The organism is Blastopirellula retiformator (genome assembly GCF_007859755.1).
GTDB classification, from domain to species: Bacteria; Planctomycetota; Planctomycetia; order Pirellulales; family Pirellulaceae; genus Blastopirellula; species Blastopirellula retiformator.
This window is the reverse complement of the sequence record NZ_SJPF01000001.1, coordinates 1288279-1306445: the sequence shown is the minus strand read 5'-3', so window position 1 is coordinate 1306445 and position 18167 is coordinate 1288279. Positions and strand designations below refer to the sequence as shown.

Genomic DNA, 18167 nt, shown 5'->3' with positions numbered 1-18167 from the left:
AAAACGGCGACAAACGTCACAATCGGCGCATCTCGCCTATTCCGTGACGAGATGCTGGCAAACCTGCTCGGTTTGCTCGGTTTTCCGCAGACAAATCGGAGGTGCGTTACGAGAATGAAGGGACGATTCCCCTCTCACTACTCGCCTTCTCATGGAGTCCAGCGTTCTGATGACGGCTGAAACCACGCAGATGAACGACGCCCTCGAAGCGGCCCGCACCAGCTACGACATCGTTCCCTATCCGAGCCATCCTTTTCGGCAAACCCACCCTGAGCGACTACACGCCTTGGGACGCTTGTTCGGCATGACTCCGGCCGATATCCGCAAATGCCGCGTTCTGGAAATTGGTTGTGCGGGGGGCGGCAACATCATTCCCATGGCCGAAGTGCTGCCGGAGAGCGAGTTCGTCGGCTTCGACTTGTCGCAACGCCAGGTGGAAGTGGCGAAGGCGAGCATCGAGAAGATCGGCCTGACCAACATCGAAGTGAAACATCTCGACATCATGGACGTCGATGAGTCGCTGGGCAAGTTCGACTACATCATCTGCCATGGCGTCTACTCTTGGGTTCCGGCCGAAGTTCGCAGCAAGATCCTACAGATCTGCCGCGACCAGTTAAACCCGCAAGGAATTGCGCTGGTCAGCTACAACACGCTGCCAGGTTGGCACTTGCGTGGCGCCATTCGCAACATGATGAGCTACCACACGCGGGTTCTGACCGATCCGAAAAAGAAGGTCCAGCAAGCCCGCGCTCTGCTCGAGTTTCTCGCCAAGAGCGTCGGCGCCGAAACGGGCGCTTACGGCAAGATGATCAACTCTGAACTAGAGTTGCTGAAAAAGCAGACCGACAACTACCTCTACCATGACCACCTGGAAGCCGAGAACACCCAGTTCTACTTCCACGAGTTCATCGAGGAAGCGAACAAACATGACCTGCAATATCTGGCCGAAGCGCATCTAGCGACCATGTGGACCGGCAACTTCCCCAAGGAAGTGGCCGAGACGCTGGAACGGGTCGCTCCCGATATTATCCAGCGTGAGCAATACGCCGACTTCGTGCGGAATCGCACGTTCCGCCAGACGCTCCTGTGCGCCAAGGGGACCAAGATCGATCGGGCGCTCGGCGAAAAGGCGATGGATGGGTCCTGGATCAGTTCGCCCATGCGACCGAGCGAAAAGTCGCCGGACGCAAAATTGCCCCCGAACTCCGTTTCGTTTCGCAATACGCAGACCAACCAAGGCATCAATACGTCCGATCCGCTGATGGCGGCGGCGATCGAATTTATTGGGTCCAGCTTCCCGCTGGCCGTTTCCTTTGACGACATGGTCGCGCACGTCGAAGCGAAAGCGCGAGAAATGGGAGACGTCGATCCGACGGCTCTGCGTCGCGGCATGGCCAACAACATGATCCACATGATGGTCGGCGGCTTGATCGACGTCAGCTACAACTCGAGCCTCTTCACCAAAGAAGTGACGGTCAAACCGAAGGTTCCCGGCGTGGCGCGCATCCAGGCCGCCAGCACCGATCGCTTGACCAATGCCCGCCACGAGACGATCCGCCTGGACGACTTGACGCGGCATATCGCGATACTGATCGACGGCGAAAAGACGCATCACGAGATCCGCGATGGTCTGAAAGTGATGCTGCAAGACGGCACGCTGACGATGCGTAAAGATGGCGAAGCGATGTCGGCGCCCCAAGGGGACGTCATGGAAAGAATCGCCGCCGAAGCGGTCGCCAAGGCGCTCGTTCGCCTCAGCCAGGCGGCGCTGCTGATTCAGTAGTCGCCTGACCGGATTGACGAGAATCGTGCTGGGGAGTTATTCCCCCAGCACGTAAGCGAACATCAACGGCGCGACGATTGACGCGTCGGAGTTGATCATGAACTTGTCGGTGTGGACGTCCAACTTGTTCCAGGTGATCTTCTCATTCGGTACGGCGCCGCTGTACGAGCCGAACGAAGTGGTCGAGTCCGAAATCTGGCAGAAGTAGCTCCAGTAGCTGACGTCTTTCTCCAGGTCCTGAATGATCAGCGGCACGGCGCAGATCGCAAAGTCGCCGGCGATACCGCCGCCAATCTGATAAAAGCCGATCGGGTGATCTCCCTGGTTGGCCAGGTACCACTCCACCAACTCTTGCATCTGGGCGGTGCCCGGCTTCAGCACGTTGTGCGATTTGACGGTGCCGTCGATGACGCGGGCGGCGAAGATGTTGCCCATCGTCGAGTCTTCGTACCCCGGCACATAAACCGGAATCTTGGCGTCAAACGCCGCTTTCAGCCACGAGTCTTCGACCGGGACCTGGTAGTACGGCTCGAGGGCGTTGGCGTCGAACAGCACCCGGAAGTAATCAACCGGCGAGTGCTGCTCTCCTTTTTCGCCCGCCTCAATCCAGAGCTCGGTCAGCAGACGCTCCAGGTGGCGCACGACCGTTTCCGGAATACAGGTATCGGTGACGCGATTGAAGCCTTCGTCGCGTAGATCCCGTTCCGCTTCCGGCGAGAGATCGCGATAGTTGGTGGCCAACTTGTATTCGTCGTGCGCCACCAGGTTGAAGACGTCCTCTTCCAGGTTGGCGGCGGTGCAACTGATCGCGTGCACTTTGTCTTGGCGGATCATCTCGGCCAGCGAAACGCCTAGCTCGGCGGTGCTCATTGCCCCGGCCAAGGTGACCATCATCTTGCCGCCGTTTTCGACGAACGATTTGTATGACTTCGCCGCGTCGAGCATTTCTCGAGCATTAAAATGGCGGTAATGGCGTTCCATGAACTGCGTAATCGACATCGCGCACAAGCCTCAGCGGGAAGATAGTCGAAAGGTTATCGGGAAAGCCCGCCAGTATATCACTGCCCGGGCGTCCCGACGAGAACGGATCTCCCCCATAAAAAGCCCAAACTGTCCACCCCATCGGCTCTGGTTCAACCAGAACAGTCATCCCCTTGGCCACCCCCGAAACGTTGGCGATTTGCGGTCAAAACCGACCACGGGAAAGCGCCGTTTTCAAGACTTCAGTCGCACGTGTGTAAGAATTGATACGTGGGCCGAGCGTGCACTGGCAAACTCGGCCGCCACTTTAAAACGCCACGTTAGATAGAGGCCTAGCGGTTCGCGTTGAAGGCTTGTTTCTTGCGTTGGGCGACGCACATGAGGCTGACGACGAAGTTCTATTCACTGCTGATCGTCCTCGTGATCAGATGATGCTGCTGGGCTACCTTGCCAGCCGCCAGGCATCCGATGTTCTACGCAACGTGATCATCAGCCGCTCGGCCAACCAGGCTCAATCGGTCATCGACGAAATTGAACGGATGGTGCACGCCAAAATCGCCCAGTGGCGGGCCTACTCAGAGTCGCCGCAGATTCGTGCGGCGCTGTCCCAGTCGAACGCCGAATTCGCGGAGCTTGCCGACCTTCAAGCCGCCATCGACCAACGAGATCGCGCCTGGCGAGACGGCGATCCCGCAGGCGTCGACCTGGCGAAGTTGGACGCCGCATGTTGCGCTTCCGGGTGACCGATACCGGGCCGGGCATCGAAAATGAAAAACTGGAGACGATCTTCGAGCCGTTCGTGCAGGCCGACAATACGACCTCACGATCTTACGGAGGCGCCGGGCTGGGACTTCCAATCAGCCGTCGTCTGGCCGAGTTGATGGGTGGAACGTTGATCGTCGAGAGCGCCCTGGGCAAAGGATCTTCGTTTACCCTCTCGGTCCCGGTCGGAGATATCGAAGGGATCCCGTTCGTCGAATCGATCGACGAGTGCATGACAAGCCAGTCCAAGCCGACGCACGAATTTTCGACGCGACTTGACGCGAACGTCCTGTTGGTGGAAGACAGCCGCGACGCCGAGTTGCTCGTTCGACTCGCAAGCGGAAGCCGCTACGCCGATTCGGCCTCGATGATATCGTCATCTTGGGCCGCGATCATCGGCTGAGAAGGAGCCGCCAAACGTGGGCTGCGGCACGACAGGCACTCGCCATACTCGGCGGCGTTATTGTTGCCGCAGCGCTGACAAACCCAAGATTCGATCATCGCCCGAATCCGCTCGCGGGGAATGTCGAGAATCTCGGTGTTGTATTGTCCGCCGCATGAGTTGCACTGGACGTACTCACCAACCGTATTCATCGGAAAGAGCGGAATAAAGTAGAGGGTGAAATGCCGTTGCACCCGCTGGTGAGCGTATTCGCTATCGCGACGACAAGTGGGACAGAAAAAATCGCCGGAACCGCAAGTCGATTCGCGTCCGGTAGATCCCCAAATGATCATGCGACGACTCCTATCGAGAGAGGGGGAAATGAGTAGCCCTTTGTCCTAACCTCCTCCTCTACACGACGCAAACAGAATTTCGTCGCCCCATGCGCACGAAAAAACGGAGCGGAAAGTCTCGCTTTCCGCTCCGTATTGTAGTTTGAAAATCGCTTACGAAACGACCGTCTAGAACTGGCTCATGTCGCAGCTCAAACCGCCAGCGGCCGGGACGTACGCATGGCGCGTGTAGTCCATCACCATGCGGTGGGCGCTAAATCGCCAGCCCAGCGTTCCGATCGAGTTCATCATTCGCTTGATCCATTCGTGCGGCAGTCCGTCGGCGTCGCGGTCATAGAATAGCGGAATGACTTCGTTTTCCAGAACCTGATACAGATAGGCCCCATCTCGTTCATCCTGGCGTTCGACCGAACTGTGAACCCGGCCGTTGCCGATGGCGAAACCATTGGCGCCGTCGTGCGCTTCGGCCCACCAACCGTCGAGAATCGAGCAGTTCAGGCCGCCGTTGAGGACGACCTTCTGGCCGCTGGTGCCGGACGCTTCGAGCGGACGACGCGGGTTGTTCAACCAGACGTCGACCCCTTGAATCAAGTGGCGTGCGACGTTGATGTCATAGTCTTCGACGAAGACGATTCGGTGACGGAACCGTTCGTCGTTGCGGAGGTTAAAGATGTCGCGAATCTTCGCTTTGCCTGGCTCATCTTTCGGATGGGCCTTGCCCGAGAAGATGAACTGCACCGGCCTGGTCGTCGAGTTGACGATGTCGTCCAGGCGATCAAGGTCTTCCAGGAACAAGTCGGCACGTTTGTAGGTAGCGAAACGCCGCGCGAATCCGATCGTCAAAATGTTCGGATCGAGCAGCGTACGTGCGCGTTCTACAGCGTCATCACTCTCCCCTCGACGGCGACATTGACGCGAAACTCGGCGACGGACGAACTGCAGCAGCAGGTTCTTGAGCGTCGCGTGCGTTTCCCACAATTCGCCCGGATCGACGTTGTGGATGTACTGCCAGACGTCGGGTTCGCCCATGTGGGCATACCACCCACTGGGGAAGTGGCGATCGTACAGCTGCAACATCTGCCACGCGACCCAGCTGGGAACGTGAACGCCGTTGGTGATGTGCCCGATCGGAATCTCTTCTTCCACGCGCCACGGCCAGAGATGAGCCCACATGCGTCGCGAAACGTGACCATGCAGTTGGCTCACCGCATTGGCTCGGCGCGACAGCTTCAGCCCCAAGACCGTCATGCAGAAGGTCTCGTTGGGGTTTTGCGGTTCGACCCGGCCCAGCCCCATCAGTTGATCGTGCGAAACGCCCATGGAGTCGCGAAGCGGCCCCAGGTGCTCTTCGATCAACCCGGCGTCAAACCGGTCGTGACCAGCCGGAACCGGCGTGTGGGTCGTAAAGACGGTCTGCCGTGCGACTTCACGCAACGCGTCGTCGTACGCCATGCCATCTTCCACGATCCGTTCCCGCATCCCTTCCAGCGGAGCGAAGGCGCTGTGACCTTCGTTCAGGTGGTAGACGCCCGGGGTGATGCCCAGCGCCTTCAGGGCACGCATGCCGCCGACGCCCAGCACCAGTTCCTGGCGAATACGGGTCCGCTCGTCGCCACCGTACAGACGGCTGGTCAACTCGCGATCTTCCGGGTTGTTGCCGTCAACGTCGCAGTCGAGCAAAAAGAGCTTCACGCGACCGACGTTCATCTTCCAAACCTTGGCCTGCAGCGTACCGCTGCGGGTTTCCAAGGAGACGGTAATCGGCGTTCCATCGGGCGAGAGAGCCGGTTTCATCGGCAGGTTCTCGACCTTGGTGTCCATGTATTCTTCGTGCTGGTAGCCGTCGACGTCCAAGTGCTGCTTGAAGTAGCCTTGATCGTAGAACAGCCCCATCGCGATCAACGGCACGCCGAGACCGCTAGCACTTTTGACGTGGTCGCCGGAAAGGACGCCCAGACCGCCCGAGTAGATCGGCAGCGATTCATGGATGCCGAATTCGGCGGAAAAGTAAGCGACCGGACGAGAACCGAGCACGCCGGCGTGAGTCGCCGACCAAGTATCCTTCGTCGTCAAATATTCTTTCAGCCGGCGATAAGCATGGTTAATGCGGCTGTAGAGGACCATTTCTGCGGCACGGAGTTCAAGGCGCTCCGGCGTGAACTCTTTCAGCAGCGCGATCGGGTTGTGATCGAGCTGGCGCCAACGAATCGGATCGAGGTCGCGGAAGAGGTTGAAAACGTCTGGCTGCCAAGTCCACCACAGATTGTTGGCCAGCTCCATGCACTTGTCATAGAGTTTTTCGGCCGACAACTCTGCGACAACGCCGGTTAGGGCGTCCGACTCAGACTGCGTCAATTCTGCTTGACTCATAATCCATCCTTCGGCAGGCAATGCCTGAAACGCTTGGGAACTGGAGACTTAAGGCAAATGTACCTGTTCGCTATTGGGGATGCGACCCCAATCACTCCTACGAATCGGAAGCTGCAACCGAATGCTTGAAGCTATCTTCATGCAGTCGACGTCTCCTTTAGACATATCGCAGTAAGTTGGCGATAGCAACCAACTAATTTGGTTTTCATTCGCCGCCAACAGGCTGCTCGTCTCCCCCGACGAAAGGAGCGAATCCTTCGTCGCTGGATACAACGCATCGAAATGCGTACGATGACAGCTGACAGCAAATCGAATGCCTATCCTTCCTAGTTTTATTTTCTTCTTGAATTTCGTCCGAAAGAATTCTCGTGATCCTCAAGCCTAGCGATCCAGAACTCGACCAGCTTTGCGCGCATCTTCACCAGCTTGCCAAACAAGAGACTTGGCCGGCCGCTTCGCTGCAGGCCTGCGGTGACGCTGGCGTCTTTCGCTGGTTCCTCTCGAAGGAAAACGGCGGACTTGGCTGGAGCGACTCTGATGTGGTGCGCGGCTATTTGAAATTGAGCGCCGCCTGCCTGACGACCACTTTCATTATCACCCAGCGGACGGGCGCTTGCCGCCGGATCGGCGGCTCGGCGAATACCGCCGCCCGCGAGCGATTGCTGCCCGATCTGGCCAGCGGCAAGACTCTCGCCACGGTCGGCATCTCGCACCTGACGACCAGCCGACGCCATCTTGGCAAGCCGGTTCTGGGCGCAAAGGTGGATGGCGACACGATTTTGCTCGATGGCTACAGCCCTTGGGTGACCGGCGGCGTGCATGCCGACACCTTGGTCGTCGGCGCCACACTGGACGATGGACGCGAGTTGCTGGCCACCGTTCCCGGTGACGCCGCAGGGGTCTCGGCTGAGCAACCTGCCGACCTGGTCGGGTTGACCGGCAGCGCGACCGGCATGGTGAAATTCTCGCAAGTCAGCATCGGCGCCGACCAGCTACTCGCCGGGCCGATTGAGAATGTCATGAAAGCCGGCGTCGGCGCCAGGACTGGGGGCCTCGAAACGTCAACGCTCGCAATTGGCCTGGCGATGGCCGCGGCTGCGTATATCCGCGACGAAGCCGAGAAGCGGCCGGATCTTAGCGCGGCCGCCGAGTCACTTGCCCACGAATTGAGCGACCTGGAGACCGATTTGCTCTCCGCAGCAGCAGGCGAGCCCCTCTGTAGCACCGAGCAACTGCGATCCCGGGCCAACAGCATCGCCTTGCGCAGTACGCAAGCCGCCTTGTCGGCCGCCAAGGGAGCAGGCTACGTTACAGGGCATCCGGTCGGCCGTTGGTGCCGCGAGGCGCTCTTCTTCTTGGTTTGGAGCTGCCCTCAACCGGTCCAACAAGCCAACCTCTGCGAACTAGCGGGCATCCTCGATTAAGCGAAGCGGAACAAACAGAGATGGAAAAAGTCGAAGTTACCTGGCACGAACATGCGGTTAGTCGCGACGATCGCCAACAGCTCAATGGCCATCGAGGTTGCGTCGTATGGTTCACCGGGCTCAGCGGTTGCGGCAAGAGCACCATCGCCAATCTCGTCGACCGCCAACTGCATGATCAAGGCGTTCACACGTTCCTCTTGGATGGCGACAACGTTCGCCACGGTCTTAACCCTTCAACCGCGATGCTGGCCGAGTCGCACGACGCCGATTTCGCCCAGCGATTTGGTCTTGGTTTCGGACCGGCCGATCGCGAAGAGAACATCCGCCGCATTGGCGCCGTCGCCGAGCTCTTTTGCCAGGCAGGCCTGATCACGCTGGCCGCCTTCGTCAGCCCCTATCGCAAAGACCGCGATCTGGTTCGCCATCGTCTGGAAGCGAGCGGCGGCCCGGGCGACTTTATCGAAGTCTTCGTCGATACGCCGCTGGAGGTCTGCGAAAGTCGCGACCCCAAGGGCCTCTATAAGAAGGCGCGTGCCGGCGAGCTAAAAGGCATGACAGGAATTGATGATCCGTATGAAGCGCCGCTTAAGCCCGAGATCACGCTGGCCGGCGGTTCAGCGCCGCCTGACCAACTGGCGGCGACCGTGATCGCCCAGTTGGTAGAACGCGGCATCGTGTCGGGCTGAGAAGTGTTCGCGATTGCGTCAACATTTCTAAAAAAATAGTTGACTCGTTCGGCGGACAAATCATACAACAACATATCCGGCGTCAAGCGCCATGGATGAAATCGCATTTGGAAGCTACTTCGCTCAAGTGCGCCGGAGATTTCCCGCCAGTCAGGCAGCCTCCCCTGCAAAGACTCGTCGACAAGGAAGATCCACGGATGATTAGTTCGAACGTAAAAGATGTTCGCTCTCGTATACGGACTGCGTTAAGCGCCAGTCCCCTCTTCCCGCTCCGCCAATTGCAGGTCGAATATCTGGACGATCGCATCGTCTTGGCGGGACGCGTCGATAACTTCTACCAAAAGCAATTGGCGCAAGAAGTCGCACGGTCGATTTCCGCTGATATCGAATTGCTGAACACGGTCGAAGTCGGCCGCGGCTGATCTGCTGCTGATTTACCTTCGCTCTAGCGCAAGAAAACGGAGCGCCAATCGCGTTGCGACCGGCGCTCCGCCCATCCTCGCCAAGCGAGCCTTGCACGCTCTTAGCCTGTCTCTTGTTCGCTCGTCTCCTCTTGGACGCCGCCCGATCCATCCAGGCTGCCTGCTCCCGAACCATTGGCCATGATGAAGACCATCGCTCCTGCCATCGACAGGTTCTTCATGAACTGAATCGTTTGCGCCTGCGCCTCTTGTTCCGGTACGCTCCAAAAGGGATGGAAGTAGTAGGTCGCCAACACCAGGAAGACCAGCAGCATCGCCGCGCCCACGCGGGCATAGTAGCCTGCGGCGACCATCGCTCCGCCGACGATTAAGAAGACGATCGCGCCCGCTAAGAGAAACTGGGGCGCCGGCACGCCGGCTGACTTCATGTACTCGACGACTCCGCCGAAGTTGGGAATTTTGTTTCCAACGGCGCTCATCACAAAGATGGTCGCCAACATCACGCGGCCGACGATTGAGACGATTGGTTGGATGGGATTGTTCATTGAGGTTTCTTTCTGGTAACGGGTTGCAAGGCAAATGGAAAAATGGGCTTTTGGCGGTAGACGCTAGTTCATCTCAAACAACATCACCTCGGCGCGATCGGCGGCGGTGATTTTCAGGGCCGCCTCCTGACTGATCGCAGCGCCGTCGCTCGTCTCCAGCAGCGTGCCGTTCAGGTCGACCGAACCGCGAAGCACCTGCAGCCAGACGTGACGATCGGCCGGAATCGCATGCTCGACCGACGAGCCCTTCTCGATTTCGGCCAGGTAGATCCGCGCATCTTGGTGGATCTGCAGTGAGCCTTCCGCCGCGTCGGGCGAAGCGACCAGTTGAAGCCGGTTTTGGCGATCTTCCGCGGGAAAACTCTTTTGTTCGTAGCTCGGCTCAATTCCCTTCTCGGCCGGGTAAAGCCAGATCTGATACAGGTGGACCGGGTCGCTCGTCGATGGGTTGAACTCGCTGTGCAAGATCCCCGAGCCAGCCGACATCCGCTGGAATTCACCGGGACGCAGCGTCTCTCCGTTGCCCATCGAGTCTTGGTGCTCCAGCGCTCCTTCCAGCACGTAGGTAACGATCTCCATGTCGCGATGCGAATGCTTGCCGAAGCCTTGCCCCGGCGCGACCCAGTCTTCGTTCATCACTCGCAAATCGCGAAAGCGCATTTGCTCTGAGTCGTGGTAGCCTGCGAACGAAAAGGTGTGGTAGGTGTTGAGCCAGCCATGATCAAAGTGGCCGCGATCGTTGGCTTTTCGAACCTGGATCATCGTTTCCCCTTCCCTTAAACTTCACAACACTGTTTTACGTGTAAACTATTTGATTAAAAAAAAGGAGCGTAGGTTACGCGTCCGATCTTTTTTCGTTATCGATGGCCAAGCTCGTCCGGGCTTTCTCTAACAAGCGGCTCAACTCTTTCAGCTCTTCCTGCGAGAGATGCCCCATCAGCTCGATGTGCAAGTCCTTGACCGGCTCGTCCATTTCGCTGATCAGCTTCGAGCCCTTCTCGGTGATCCCAACGTAGACCACGCGACGATCGTCGCTGCACCGCCGACGCTCGACCAGTTCCTGCTTTTCCAAACGGTCGATCAAACCGGTGATCGCCGGCACGACTTGGATCATCCGCTCGGCGATTTCCAGGCTGGGCAACGGTTGCCCTTCGCCACGCAGGATCCGCAACACGTTGAACTGCGAAGAGGTCAAACCGTACTTGCGAAACAGGCGGCCGAATCGATTGTGCAACTGATCACTCGTTCGCAAGAGATTGAGCGTCGCCTCTTGTTCCGCCGAGGCGAACGGCTCACGCTTCTTGATTTCTTCTTGCAATCGACTTGCCGACATCACAAAACTCCCTCTGACCGAAAAAGTTTACATGTAATTAAACTGAATGTCAACATATCAAAGTCGTTTTTTTCGTGTCCAAGAGAACTTGCGCCGATTGTACATGAATTTGAGATTTTGCGAGTTCCTTTTCGTCCAAGGTGAGCCACCTACCAGCAAATTTGGGGGGGAATTCTTTGAAAAAGAGGCGACCTGTCGGGAGAGAGCCCCCGCTAGCAGTCCGTTGATTTTCTCAACGGGCTGCTGGATCGCAGGGATGCGATCCCAAAATAGCGACGTAAGTCGTAAATTTGCGAGCCGCGAAGAGCGATGTCTGAGCCCGGCGCGATTGTGCGCCGAGCTCCTTCGGGGCCTACTGCCCTGCCGAAGCGGGAGGGCACGGCATGCCAAGGGTTCGCCAGGTGCGAATCTCGGCGTCGTTCTTGAAGATCGCCCAGCCGGCTCCCCGCTCTACCTCGAGCATGATCGCCGAGACTTCTTGAAACAGGTCGTCGTTTTCGCCCGACGACTTCGTGTAGAGCGATTCGAGCAATTCACTGGGATAGGTCAGCCGATCGGCGACCCGCAGCGCGTGGGCGACAAACGCGAATTTGGCCGCCCGGCTAGCGAGACAAATCACCGCGTCGCGTCCCCAGATCGATCGCATCGACTTTTCGAACTGAGCGACGCTCCGGTCATCCAGCACCAACTGATTGTCCGAAATCGGTACGGCGCCTTGAGCGGTCGCCTCGCGATAAAAGGCGCTGCGGTCGTCCCCTGGCAGACGCGCGAGATTGACGATCGCGTACAGATTGCGTCCCTGGCCGATATAGCGAGCGACGGCGATCGGATCGACCACGACTCGCTGCGTGAAATAATTGAGTCCCGACGGAGCGACGCCGGCTTCGTAGTCGAGCGGCCCCGGCGACGGTGCGCCGGAAGTGGCGGGATGCGCGCCATGGACGACCGGTTGCTCGGCCTCACGCTTGGCGGGCGCTTCGACGTTGGCCTGACTGCCATAGCCAGCCTTTTGTCGCGCCTTTTGAAAGTCGCCGCTGGAAAGCCGGGAGTAGTGATCCCCAATCTCTTGTTGCTCGTCGCTCGATTCAGCGGCCAGCATTTTGTCGGGCAGCGACGGCAGAAACTCGGTCAGATCCGAATCGTAGCGCGGCGCCGGCGATGGCGGTTTGGCAGCGCGTCCCGTCTCGTCCATGTTGGCGGCGGCGGTCTGCTCATCAAACAACCGAGAGCCGAACCCAGAACGGGATCCCGTCGACTCGCCGAGAATGGCCGCTTGCAGATGCGTCTTGCCGATCGTGACCACGTCCCCATCTTGCAAAGCGATCGGCTGCGATATCCGTTCGCCGTTGACGTAGGTTCCGTTGCGGCTCTTCAAGTCGGTCAGCATCAGTTGGTCGTTGGCCAACTCCACCGCGAAATGCAAACCCGAGACGTGCGGATCGGCAGGAATCAGAAACTCGGCGGCATGAGTTCGGCCAACCTTAATGGTCTGCCCATCACCAATCTGGATTCGCTGACCGGCGCTCGGGCCGGCGTAAATGTTAAGCGCGCATCGCACGGTACTATTCTCTCAGTTCGCTAGTCAAGGAAGGCGAAACGCTACGGCCGACATCCTTTCGACCAGGGCACTCGTACTTCATTATTTCCAATTTCTACCAAAGGATCGCGGCGAAATGCACCAACGTAGCGATAACTTTCGCCTAATTAACCCACGGTTTCCCGAAACCGGCTATCTCTACTCACTTTCAGCCATCGGCTGAGGAGCCTCCTGTTCTTCACGCCAATCGACGGCGAACCAGACCGTGGCGCGTCCGTCATCGCCGGCGGTTAGCAGCTCATTTTTGCGCGGGGAAAAGTTGATCGCCTTAATCCCCTTCTGATGTCCCCGCAGAGGCATGATTTCTCGCATCAACAGCGATTGATCTTTGTCAGGTCGATCCACATACCAGACAATCACCATACTGTCGGAACTTCCCGTCACCAGGCGGCGACCGTCCGGCGAGAAGGCGACGCTGGTCACTTCGGCCGAATGGCCATCCTGCGTCCGCGCGTCTCCGATTTTTCCGTTCTTCAGGTCGACTTCTAGCCAAACCCGAACCTTGCGGTCGCTGCTGACGGCCGCCAAACGCTTGCCGTCATCGTCGATCGCAACCCCCAGGTAGCTTCCTTCATGGCCGCCGAAAGGCTCTCCGACCGGCTGGGCGTTTTCGCCAGAAACGATCCGCAGTTGACCATCGACGCACCCGGCGATCAACCGTGCGTCCCCTTGCGGGCTCCACTGCATATCGAGCGCCGCCGACGTTAACTGTCCATCGGCCAGCGACTTGCCGGTCCGCCAATCGAGAATCGTCAGGCTGGCGTCGCGACAGGCGATCGCCAACTTGTCCCCTGCAAGCGCCGCAGAAGTCACATCACGGCACGTGGTCATCCATTGCCCCCGCTTCGTACCATCCAGCACGTTCCAGCGACGAACGACTCCGTCGCTATGCACCGAGATCACTTCTTTGTCATCGCTTGAGAATCCGACGTACACCACCGGACGCGCCGAATTGAGCCGCTGCATCGGGCCCGCCGCCAGGTTCCATAGTTCGACGTCGCGATTGGTGAATGCAATCGCCAGCTGGTCGTCGCGGACCGGCGAGGCGATCACGCTATTGATTCGTCGTCCGGTGCCGGCGACCGCCTGGGCGATGCCGGAAATCGGTTGCGGCGGGTCCTTCATGTTCCAGAGCGAGACCTCTTGATCACTGGCCAACAGCAGTTTTCCATCCGCCAAAAACGCCATCGACTTCACCTCGAAGGGAACGCTCGTCGTCGCCAGCGTCTCGGAGTCGGGACTCCAGATCTTGACGACATGTTCGGCTGCTTCGCCGCTTCGGAACAGGGCCGCCACTTTCGTACGATCCGGCGACAAGACGAACGCCTGATACGACTCGCCATCGGCGGCGCGGAACTCCGCCAGTTGTCGGCCGCTGAAAGTTTCCAGAACGATGACGCCTCCTTCGCTGCCGCGGGCCCCACCGATCGCAACGACGTCTTCCTTCAGAAAGCCCATCTGCTTGACGCCGTTCATCGCCCGCTTCCACAACAGCGAACCGTCAGCCGTTTGTGCGCTGTAAACCGATCCCATCACCAGCTTGGCGACGGCGATCTTGTCGCCGCTGGGCGAGAAGTCGAGTCCCCAGGCCTTGGCAGGCTGCGGAATCTTCACCTCGTCGCCAGCAAAGTTGCGAATCCGCAGCAGTTCGTTCTCGCCATCCTGCAGCGCGAAACGCTCTCCATCGGGCGAAGCGGCGATCGCGACCGAATTGCCCCCAATCGGGAACGAACTGATTTGTCGCGTCGAATCGAGTTGCCAGACCGCTGCCGAAACGCCGCCGATCTGCGTTACCAGGTGATTGGGTCCGACAAACTGGGCGCCAAATTCAGTCGCCCGGGCTTCGGCCAGCCAATCTCCTTCTTTCAGTTCCAGCACGTCGCCGCCATCCAAGAGCCCCGGCTGGAAGATGCGGACGACGCCGCCGCTGTCGCCGGTGGCCGCCAAACGTCCGTCACTGGAGTAAGCGGCGGTCAGGATGCCTGAGTCATGTTGAATGGTCAACTGATCGCGATAGGCTTTGTAGTCCCAATAACGGAGATGCTCGTCGACGCTGCCAGAGATCAGAGTCTTGCCGTCCTTGCTCCACCGCGCCGATGTAACGACGTCTAAATGACCCCGCAAAGTCTTGCCGCGCACCGGCCAAGATTGATCTTCCGAAACCGCCCAGACGCAGATCGATCCATCTTCCATCGCCGCCGCCAACATACCGCTCTCGGGATTGTAGTCGAGCGTATTGACCCGCGAGTTCAGTTGATCAAACTCCGCGACGTCCGACTGGCCGACCGTCCAGGTCGCCATCGCCCCATCGCTGGTCGCTACCGCCGCCATGTCGGGCCCAATCCAACAAGCGGCGATCGGGATCTCGCTGAGCGAGATCTCGGCGGCGGTCTCGTTGGTTTCCAGGTCGACCGTTTCGACCCGTCCCCGGCGGACGTTACCGCCAGCCAATAGCAGCGTCGTTCCATCCAGCGACGGACTAACGCCATACAAACCATCGCTGAAGTAACGGAGCGGCTTGGCGGTCGCTTCGGGCGAGTCGATCGTAAACAAGTAACCGTTGGCCGCCACAAATGCGACGCCGCTGATCGCATCAAACGCCACGCGATCAATGCGATAAGGAATATCGTCCTCCGCCAGCACGTAGGGATTGCGGATGGTGATCGACCGCTTCTCACCGGTCGTTGGATACCAGGCCAGCAGATGCTGTTTTGGGTCGTCGCAACCGATCAGCAAATAGTCTCCGCTTGGCGCGAACGCGAGCGATGTGATCGGCGTTCCCTGCAAATCGAGCGAACTCTGGGCAAGTTCCCCCTCGCCGGTCGCGTAAAGCGAAACGATTCCGTCGGCCCCGCCAACCGCCGTCAGATCACCCTGCGGCGACAAGGCGATCGCGCGAATCGGCCGCTGGGCGTCGATCTGCGGCACGTCGGCATGACAGCGCTCGTAGAGATGCCCCCATTCCCAGTTCCGGAACCGTGGCGAAATCTGATCCAACAATTCAATCGCGCGGCCGATATCGTTCGCTTCGATCTTGGCTTGCGCCAACCCGATCCGCGAGAAAACGGCGGCGAACTCCGCCTCGGCGCGGCGCTCGTTCGCATCTTCACGAGCCTTATCCGCGGCGATCGCACTTTGCTTCGCTTTCTCTTCATTCTTCTCCGCCAGGGCCCGCTGTTCCTCTTCCTTCTTCTGGGCATCTTCGGCCGCTTTCTGCGCTTTTTCGGCGGCCTGCTTGGCAACCAACGCCGCCATCTCGGCCTGCTCCGCCTCGTCCTTGGCTGCCAGCGCCTCGCTCTCATTCTGCGTGGCGATCAGAGCGTTTTGTTCCGCCAACAGACGCTGTTGTTCGGCGTTGTCCCGTTCTTTGGCGATCACGGCATTCTTGCCGTAGACGACTACGCCGAACGCAACCGCGCCAACCATCAGCAGCACCATCGCCGCAATCGCCGACATCTGCGCGAAACGCTTTCGCGACTGCGCCAAGCGACGATCGTTACGCCCGCGGATCAGCGCGTCGTACAGCGAGCGCGTTTCGGGATCGCTCTCTTCCAATTGCTGCAGACCAAGATCGAAGTCCGCCTTCGCCAGGGCGCACTCGGCGTAGTCGCGTCGTGCGTCTCGAAAGCCGGCGATCGCCGCTTCATTTTTCGGCCACAGCTCGATCGCATCCTGAAAGCCAAACAGCGCGCGGGAGAACTGCTCGTAGTTTTGCGACGCTTTCGCTTCGTCCAACTCTTCGCGAGCGCGGGTCGTCATCCCCAAGCTCTGCGAGTGATATTGGTACTCGCGAATCGCCGACTGAAACGCCGCGACCGTCACATAGCGCTCGTTCATATCGGTCGACATCGCCTTCATGGCGATTTTCAGCAGCGTGCTTTTCGACTCAAACGGCGTGATTTTGTTTTCGGCGGCCGCGACCAGGCATTCTGTCACCGTCTTGGCGGCATGCGGCGGCGCCCCGGTCACGATCTCGTACAGGATCGCGCCCAACAAGTAGATGTCGCTGCTGATGCCGATCGCTTCGATCGGACCGCGAACCATTTCGGGCGCCATGTAGGCGGGCGTTCCGCCCATGCTGAAATGATCGCCCCGATTCAGATCAACCGCCAACCCCCAGTCCATCACCAGCACTTCGCCATACTCGCCGAGCATGACGTTCTCGGGCTTGAGGTCGCGGTGAATCACGCTCCGCGAGTGCGCGAACGCCACCGCATCGCAAACGCGGTCGAGGTATTCGAGGTTTTCGAGTTCGGACTTGTTGCGGATCGCCTCGTGCCAGGGAGTGCCGCTGACCAACTTCATCGAATAGAAGAGCATGCCGTCGCCGGTCTGCCCCAATTCGTGAATCGGCACGATGTTCGGATGGTCCAAAAAACCAGTCAGGACCGCTTCGCTGAGAAACTTGGCGCGGTCGTCCCGCCGTTTGCCGCCCCGGTTCTTCAGCGTCTTGATCGCCACGCGACGCCGGACCGACTTTTGATCGGCGGCGTAGACCGTACCCATCCCCCCTTCTCCGAGCACGTTGATCAGTTCGTAGTCGGAGGAAACGCCTTGCTGGCCGTCTTTGACCAGAATCCGCTCGCGAATCTCCACGCCCAATTCACGGCCGCGGGCGATGGTCGCCGTCTTCAGCGACGTGAGCGGCGAGTCGCCAGGATTCTCGGCGCCTTCCCAATAGCGGCGAACTCCGTCGGCCGAGAGCGGCTTGGAGCCCATCGGTTGGTCAAAGTCGGAGCCTGCCGAGCCAACGCTGTCGACCGTTTGGTCGGCGCCATACGCATCCGGCAAGTCGATGGTGCGGCCCGGCCCGTCGGCTGGCAAGTCGACCGTCTGACCATACTTCGGCACGTCGGCGCCTTCCGGCAACTCCATCGTTCGCTCAGCGGCAAACGCCGCGTCCGGCAGATCGATTGTCCCGCCAAAATCGGCAGGGGGCTGATCAATGTCGATCGTGCGATTGACTTCGTGCGGCGGCTCCGCAGATTCCGGCTCTTCGCCAGAGAGGGTGAATTCAAACTCGTCGTCGCTCGGCCCTGACGCATTCGCCGCCGGCGGATCCGCCGAAGGTGGAGCGACAACGTTGCGCGGCGGCGGCGGCGGAGCATCTTGGACGTCCGGCAGATCGATCGTCTGCATCACGTCATGCTCGCCAGCTTCGGGGGAATCAAGCTCGACCGTTGCGCCATGAAGGGGCATGTCGCTGGCTTCGCTCGGCGAATCATCCGCGTCCGGCGCGTCATCGACCAACTCGAACTCGAACGTCTGTCCAATCTCTTCGCCGCTGGGAAGATCTATCGTGCGGCCGATCGCCTCTTGGCCGTCCAGCGCAGCGCCGCAATCAGGACAAAGTCCTTCCGAGTGCTGCGCTTCGGTCAGCTGGGCTTTACATTGCGGACAGACGAACATGAACGAATCTTTCCAGCGATCAATGGAAATCGAGACAAGGCGTGGTGGAAAATCGACAACGTGGCGGCGATCGTGGCCTCTAGAGCCGTCGCCGCCCGAGCGCCAGTTATCACTCGATCA

General features: G+C 59.3%; 14 protein-coding genes. 6 read left to right on the top strand and 8 right to left on the bottom strand.

All coding sequences use genetic code 11. The annotated features are described in order from the left end of the window. The first annotated feature begins 169 nt into the window (after positions 1-169). Positions 170-1783, top strand: coding sequence for a methyltransferase regulatory domain-containing protein (locus Enr8_RS05390; protein ID WP_186767445.1), 1614 nt, complete (start codon positions 170-172; stop codon positions 1781-1783). Positions 1784-1819: 36 nt separating this feature from the next. Here Enr8_RS05390 and Enr8_RS05385 read toward each other — a convergent pair whose 3' ends face one another. Beyond that, positions 1820-2782, bottom strand: a complete 963-nt coding sequence (locus Enr8_RS05385) for a deoxyhypusine synthase family protein (RefSeq protein WP_146429558.1) — start codon at positions 2780-2782, stop codon at positions 1820-1822. A gap of 347 nt (positions 2783-3129) precedes the next feature. Here Enr8_RS05385 and Enr8_RS05380 point away from each other — a divergent pair, with 347 nt between their 5' ends. After that, positions 3130-3507 (top strand): hypothetical protein, encoded by a 378-nt coding sequence (locus Enr8_RS05380; RefSeq protein WP_146429557.1) that lies wholly within the window; start codon positions 3130-3132, stop codon positions 3505-3507. Then, positions 3489-3929 carry an ATP-binding protein gene (locus Enr8_RS05375; RefSeq protein ID WP_146429556.1) on the top strand — a complete coding sequence of 147 codons (441 nt, stop codon included), beginning with the start codon at positions 3489-3491 and terminating at the stop codon, positions 3927-3929. Before Enr8_RS05380 ends, Enr8_RS05375 begins: the two co-directional genes overlap by 19 nt. On the opposite strand, the gene Enr8_RS05370 is transcribed toward Enr8_RS05375, so the two are convergent. Beyond that, positions 3875-4261 (bottom strand): zinc-ribbon domain-containing protein, encoded by a 387-nt coding sequence (locus Enr8_RS05370; protein ID WP_146429555.1) that lies wholly within the window; start codon positions 4259-4261, stop codon positions 3875-3877. The genes Enr8_RS05375 and Enr8_RS05370 overlap by 55 nt on opposite strands. A 168-nt stretch (positions 4262-4429) precedes the next feature. Beyond that, a complete protein-coding gene (glgP, locus tag Enr8_RS05365) occupies positions 4430-6631 on the bottom strand; it encodes an alpha-glucan family phosphorylase (RefSeq protein WP_186767444.1) in 2202 nt (733 codons plus the stop codon). Between the two features lie 368 nt (positions 6632-6999). Here glgP and Enr8_RS05360 point away from each other — a divergent pair, with 368 nt between their 5' ends. The 3 genes from Enr8_RS05360 to Enr8_RS05350 all read left to right on the top strand — a co-directional run bounded on the left by Enr8_RS05360 (position 7000) and on the right by Enr8_RS05350 (position 9163). Further along, positions 7000-8055, top strand: a complete 1056-nt coding sequence (locus Enr8_RS05360) for an acyl-CoA dehydrogenase family protein (protein WP_186767443.1) — start codon at positions 7000-7002, stop codon at positions 8053-8055. Between the two features lie 20 nt (positions 8056-8075). Next, a complete protein-coding gene (cysC, locus tag Enr8_RS05355) occupies positions 8076-8741 on the top strand; it encodes an adenylyl-sulfate kinase (RefSeq protein WP_146429553.1) in 666 nt (221 codons plus the stop codon). A 197-nt stretch (positions 8742-8938) separates the two neighbouring features. Then, complete coding sequence (locus tag Enr8_RS05350; protein WP_146429552.1) at positions 8939-9163, top strand: BON domain-containing protein; 225 nt, start codon at positions 8939-8941, stop codon at positions 9161-9163. Positions 9164-9264: 101 nt separating this feature from the next. Here the strand turns inward: Enr8_RS05350 and Enr8_RS05345 are convergent, their stop codons facing one another. From Enr8_RS05345 to Enr8_RS05325, 5 genes are all read right to left on the bottom strand, one after another. Beyond that, entirely contained in the window at positions 9265-9708 is a 444-nt protein-coding gene (locus Enr8_RS05345; RefSeq protein ID WP_146429551.1) for a DoxX family protein, read from the bottom strand. A gap of 63 nt (positions 9709-9771) precedes the next feature. Further along, complete coding sequence (locus tag Enr8_RS05340) at positions 9772-10470, bottom strand: pirin family protein (RefSeq protein ID WP_146429550.1); 699 nt, start codon at positions 10468-10470, stop codon at positions 9772-9774. A 73-nt stretch (positions 10471-10543) separates the two neighbouring features. Continuing rightward, positions 10544-11041, bottom strand: coding sequence for a MarR family winged helix-turn-helix transcriptional regulator (locus Enr8_RS05335; protein WP_146429549.1), 498 nt, complete (start codon positions 11039-11041; stop codon positions 10544-10546). Between the two features lie 352 nt (positions 11042-11393). After that, positions 11394-12599 (bottom strand): FHA domain-containing protein, encoded by a 1206-nt coding sequence (locus Enr8_RS05330; RefSeq protein ID WP_146429548.1) that lies wholly within the window; start codon positions 12597-12599, stop codon positions 11394-11396. Between the two features lie 177 nt (positions 12600-12776). Next, entirely contained in the window at positions 12777-18047 is a 5271-nt protein-coding gene (locus tag Enr8_RS05325; protein WP_146429547.1) for a protein kinase domain-containing protein, read from the bottom strand. Positions 18048-18167: the final 120 nt, after the last annotated feature.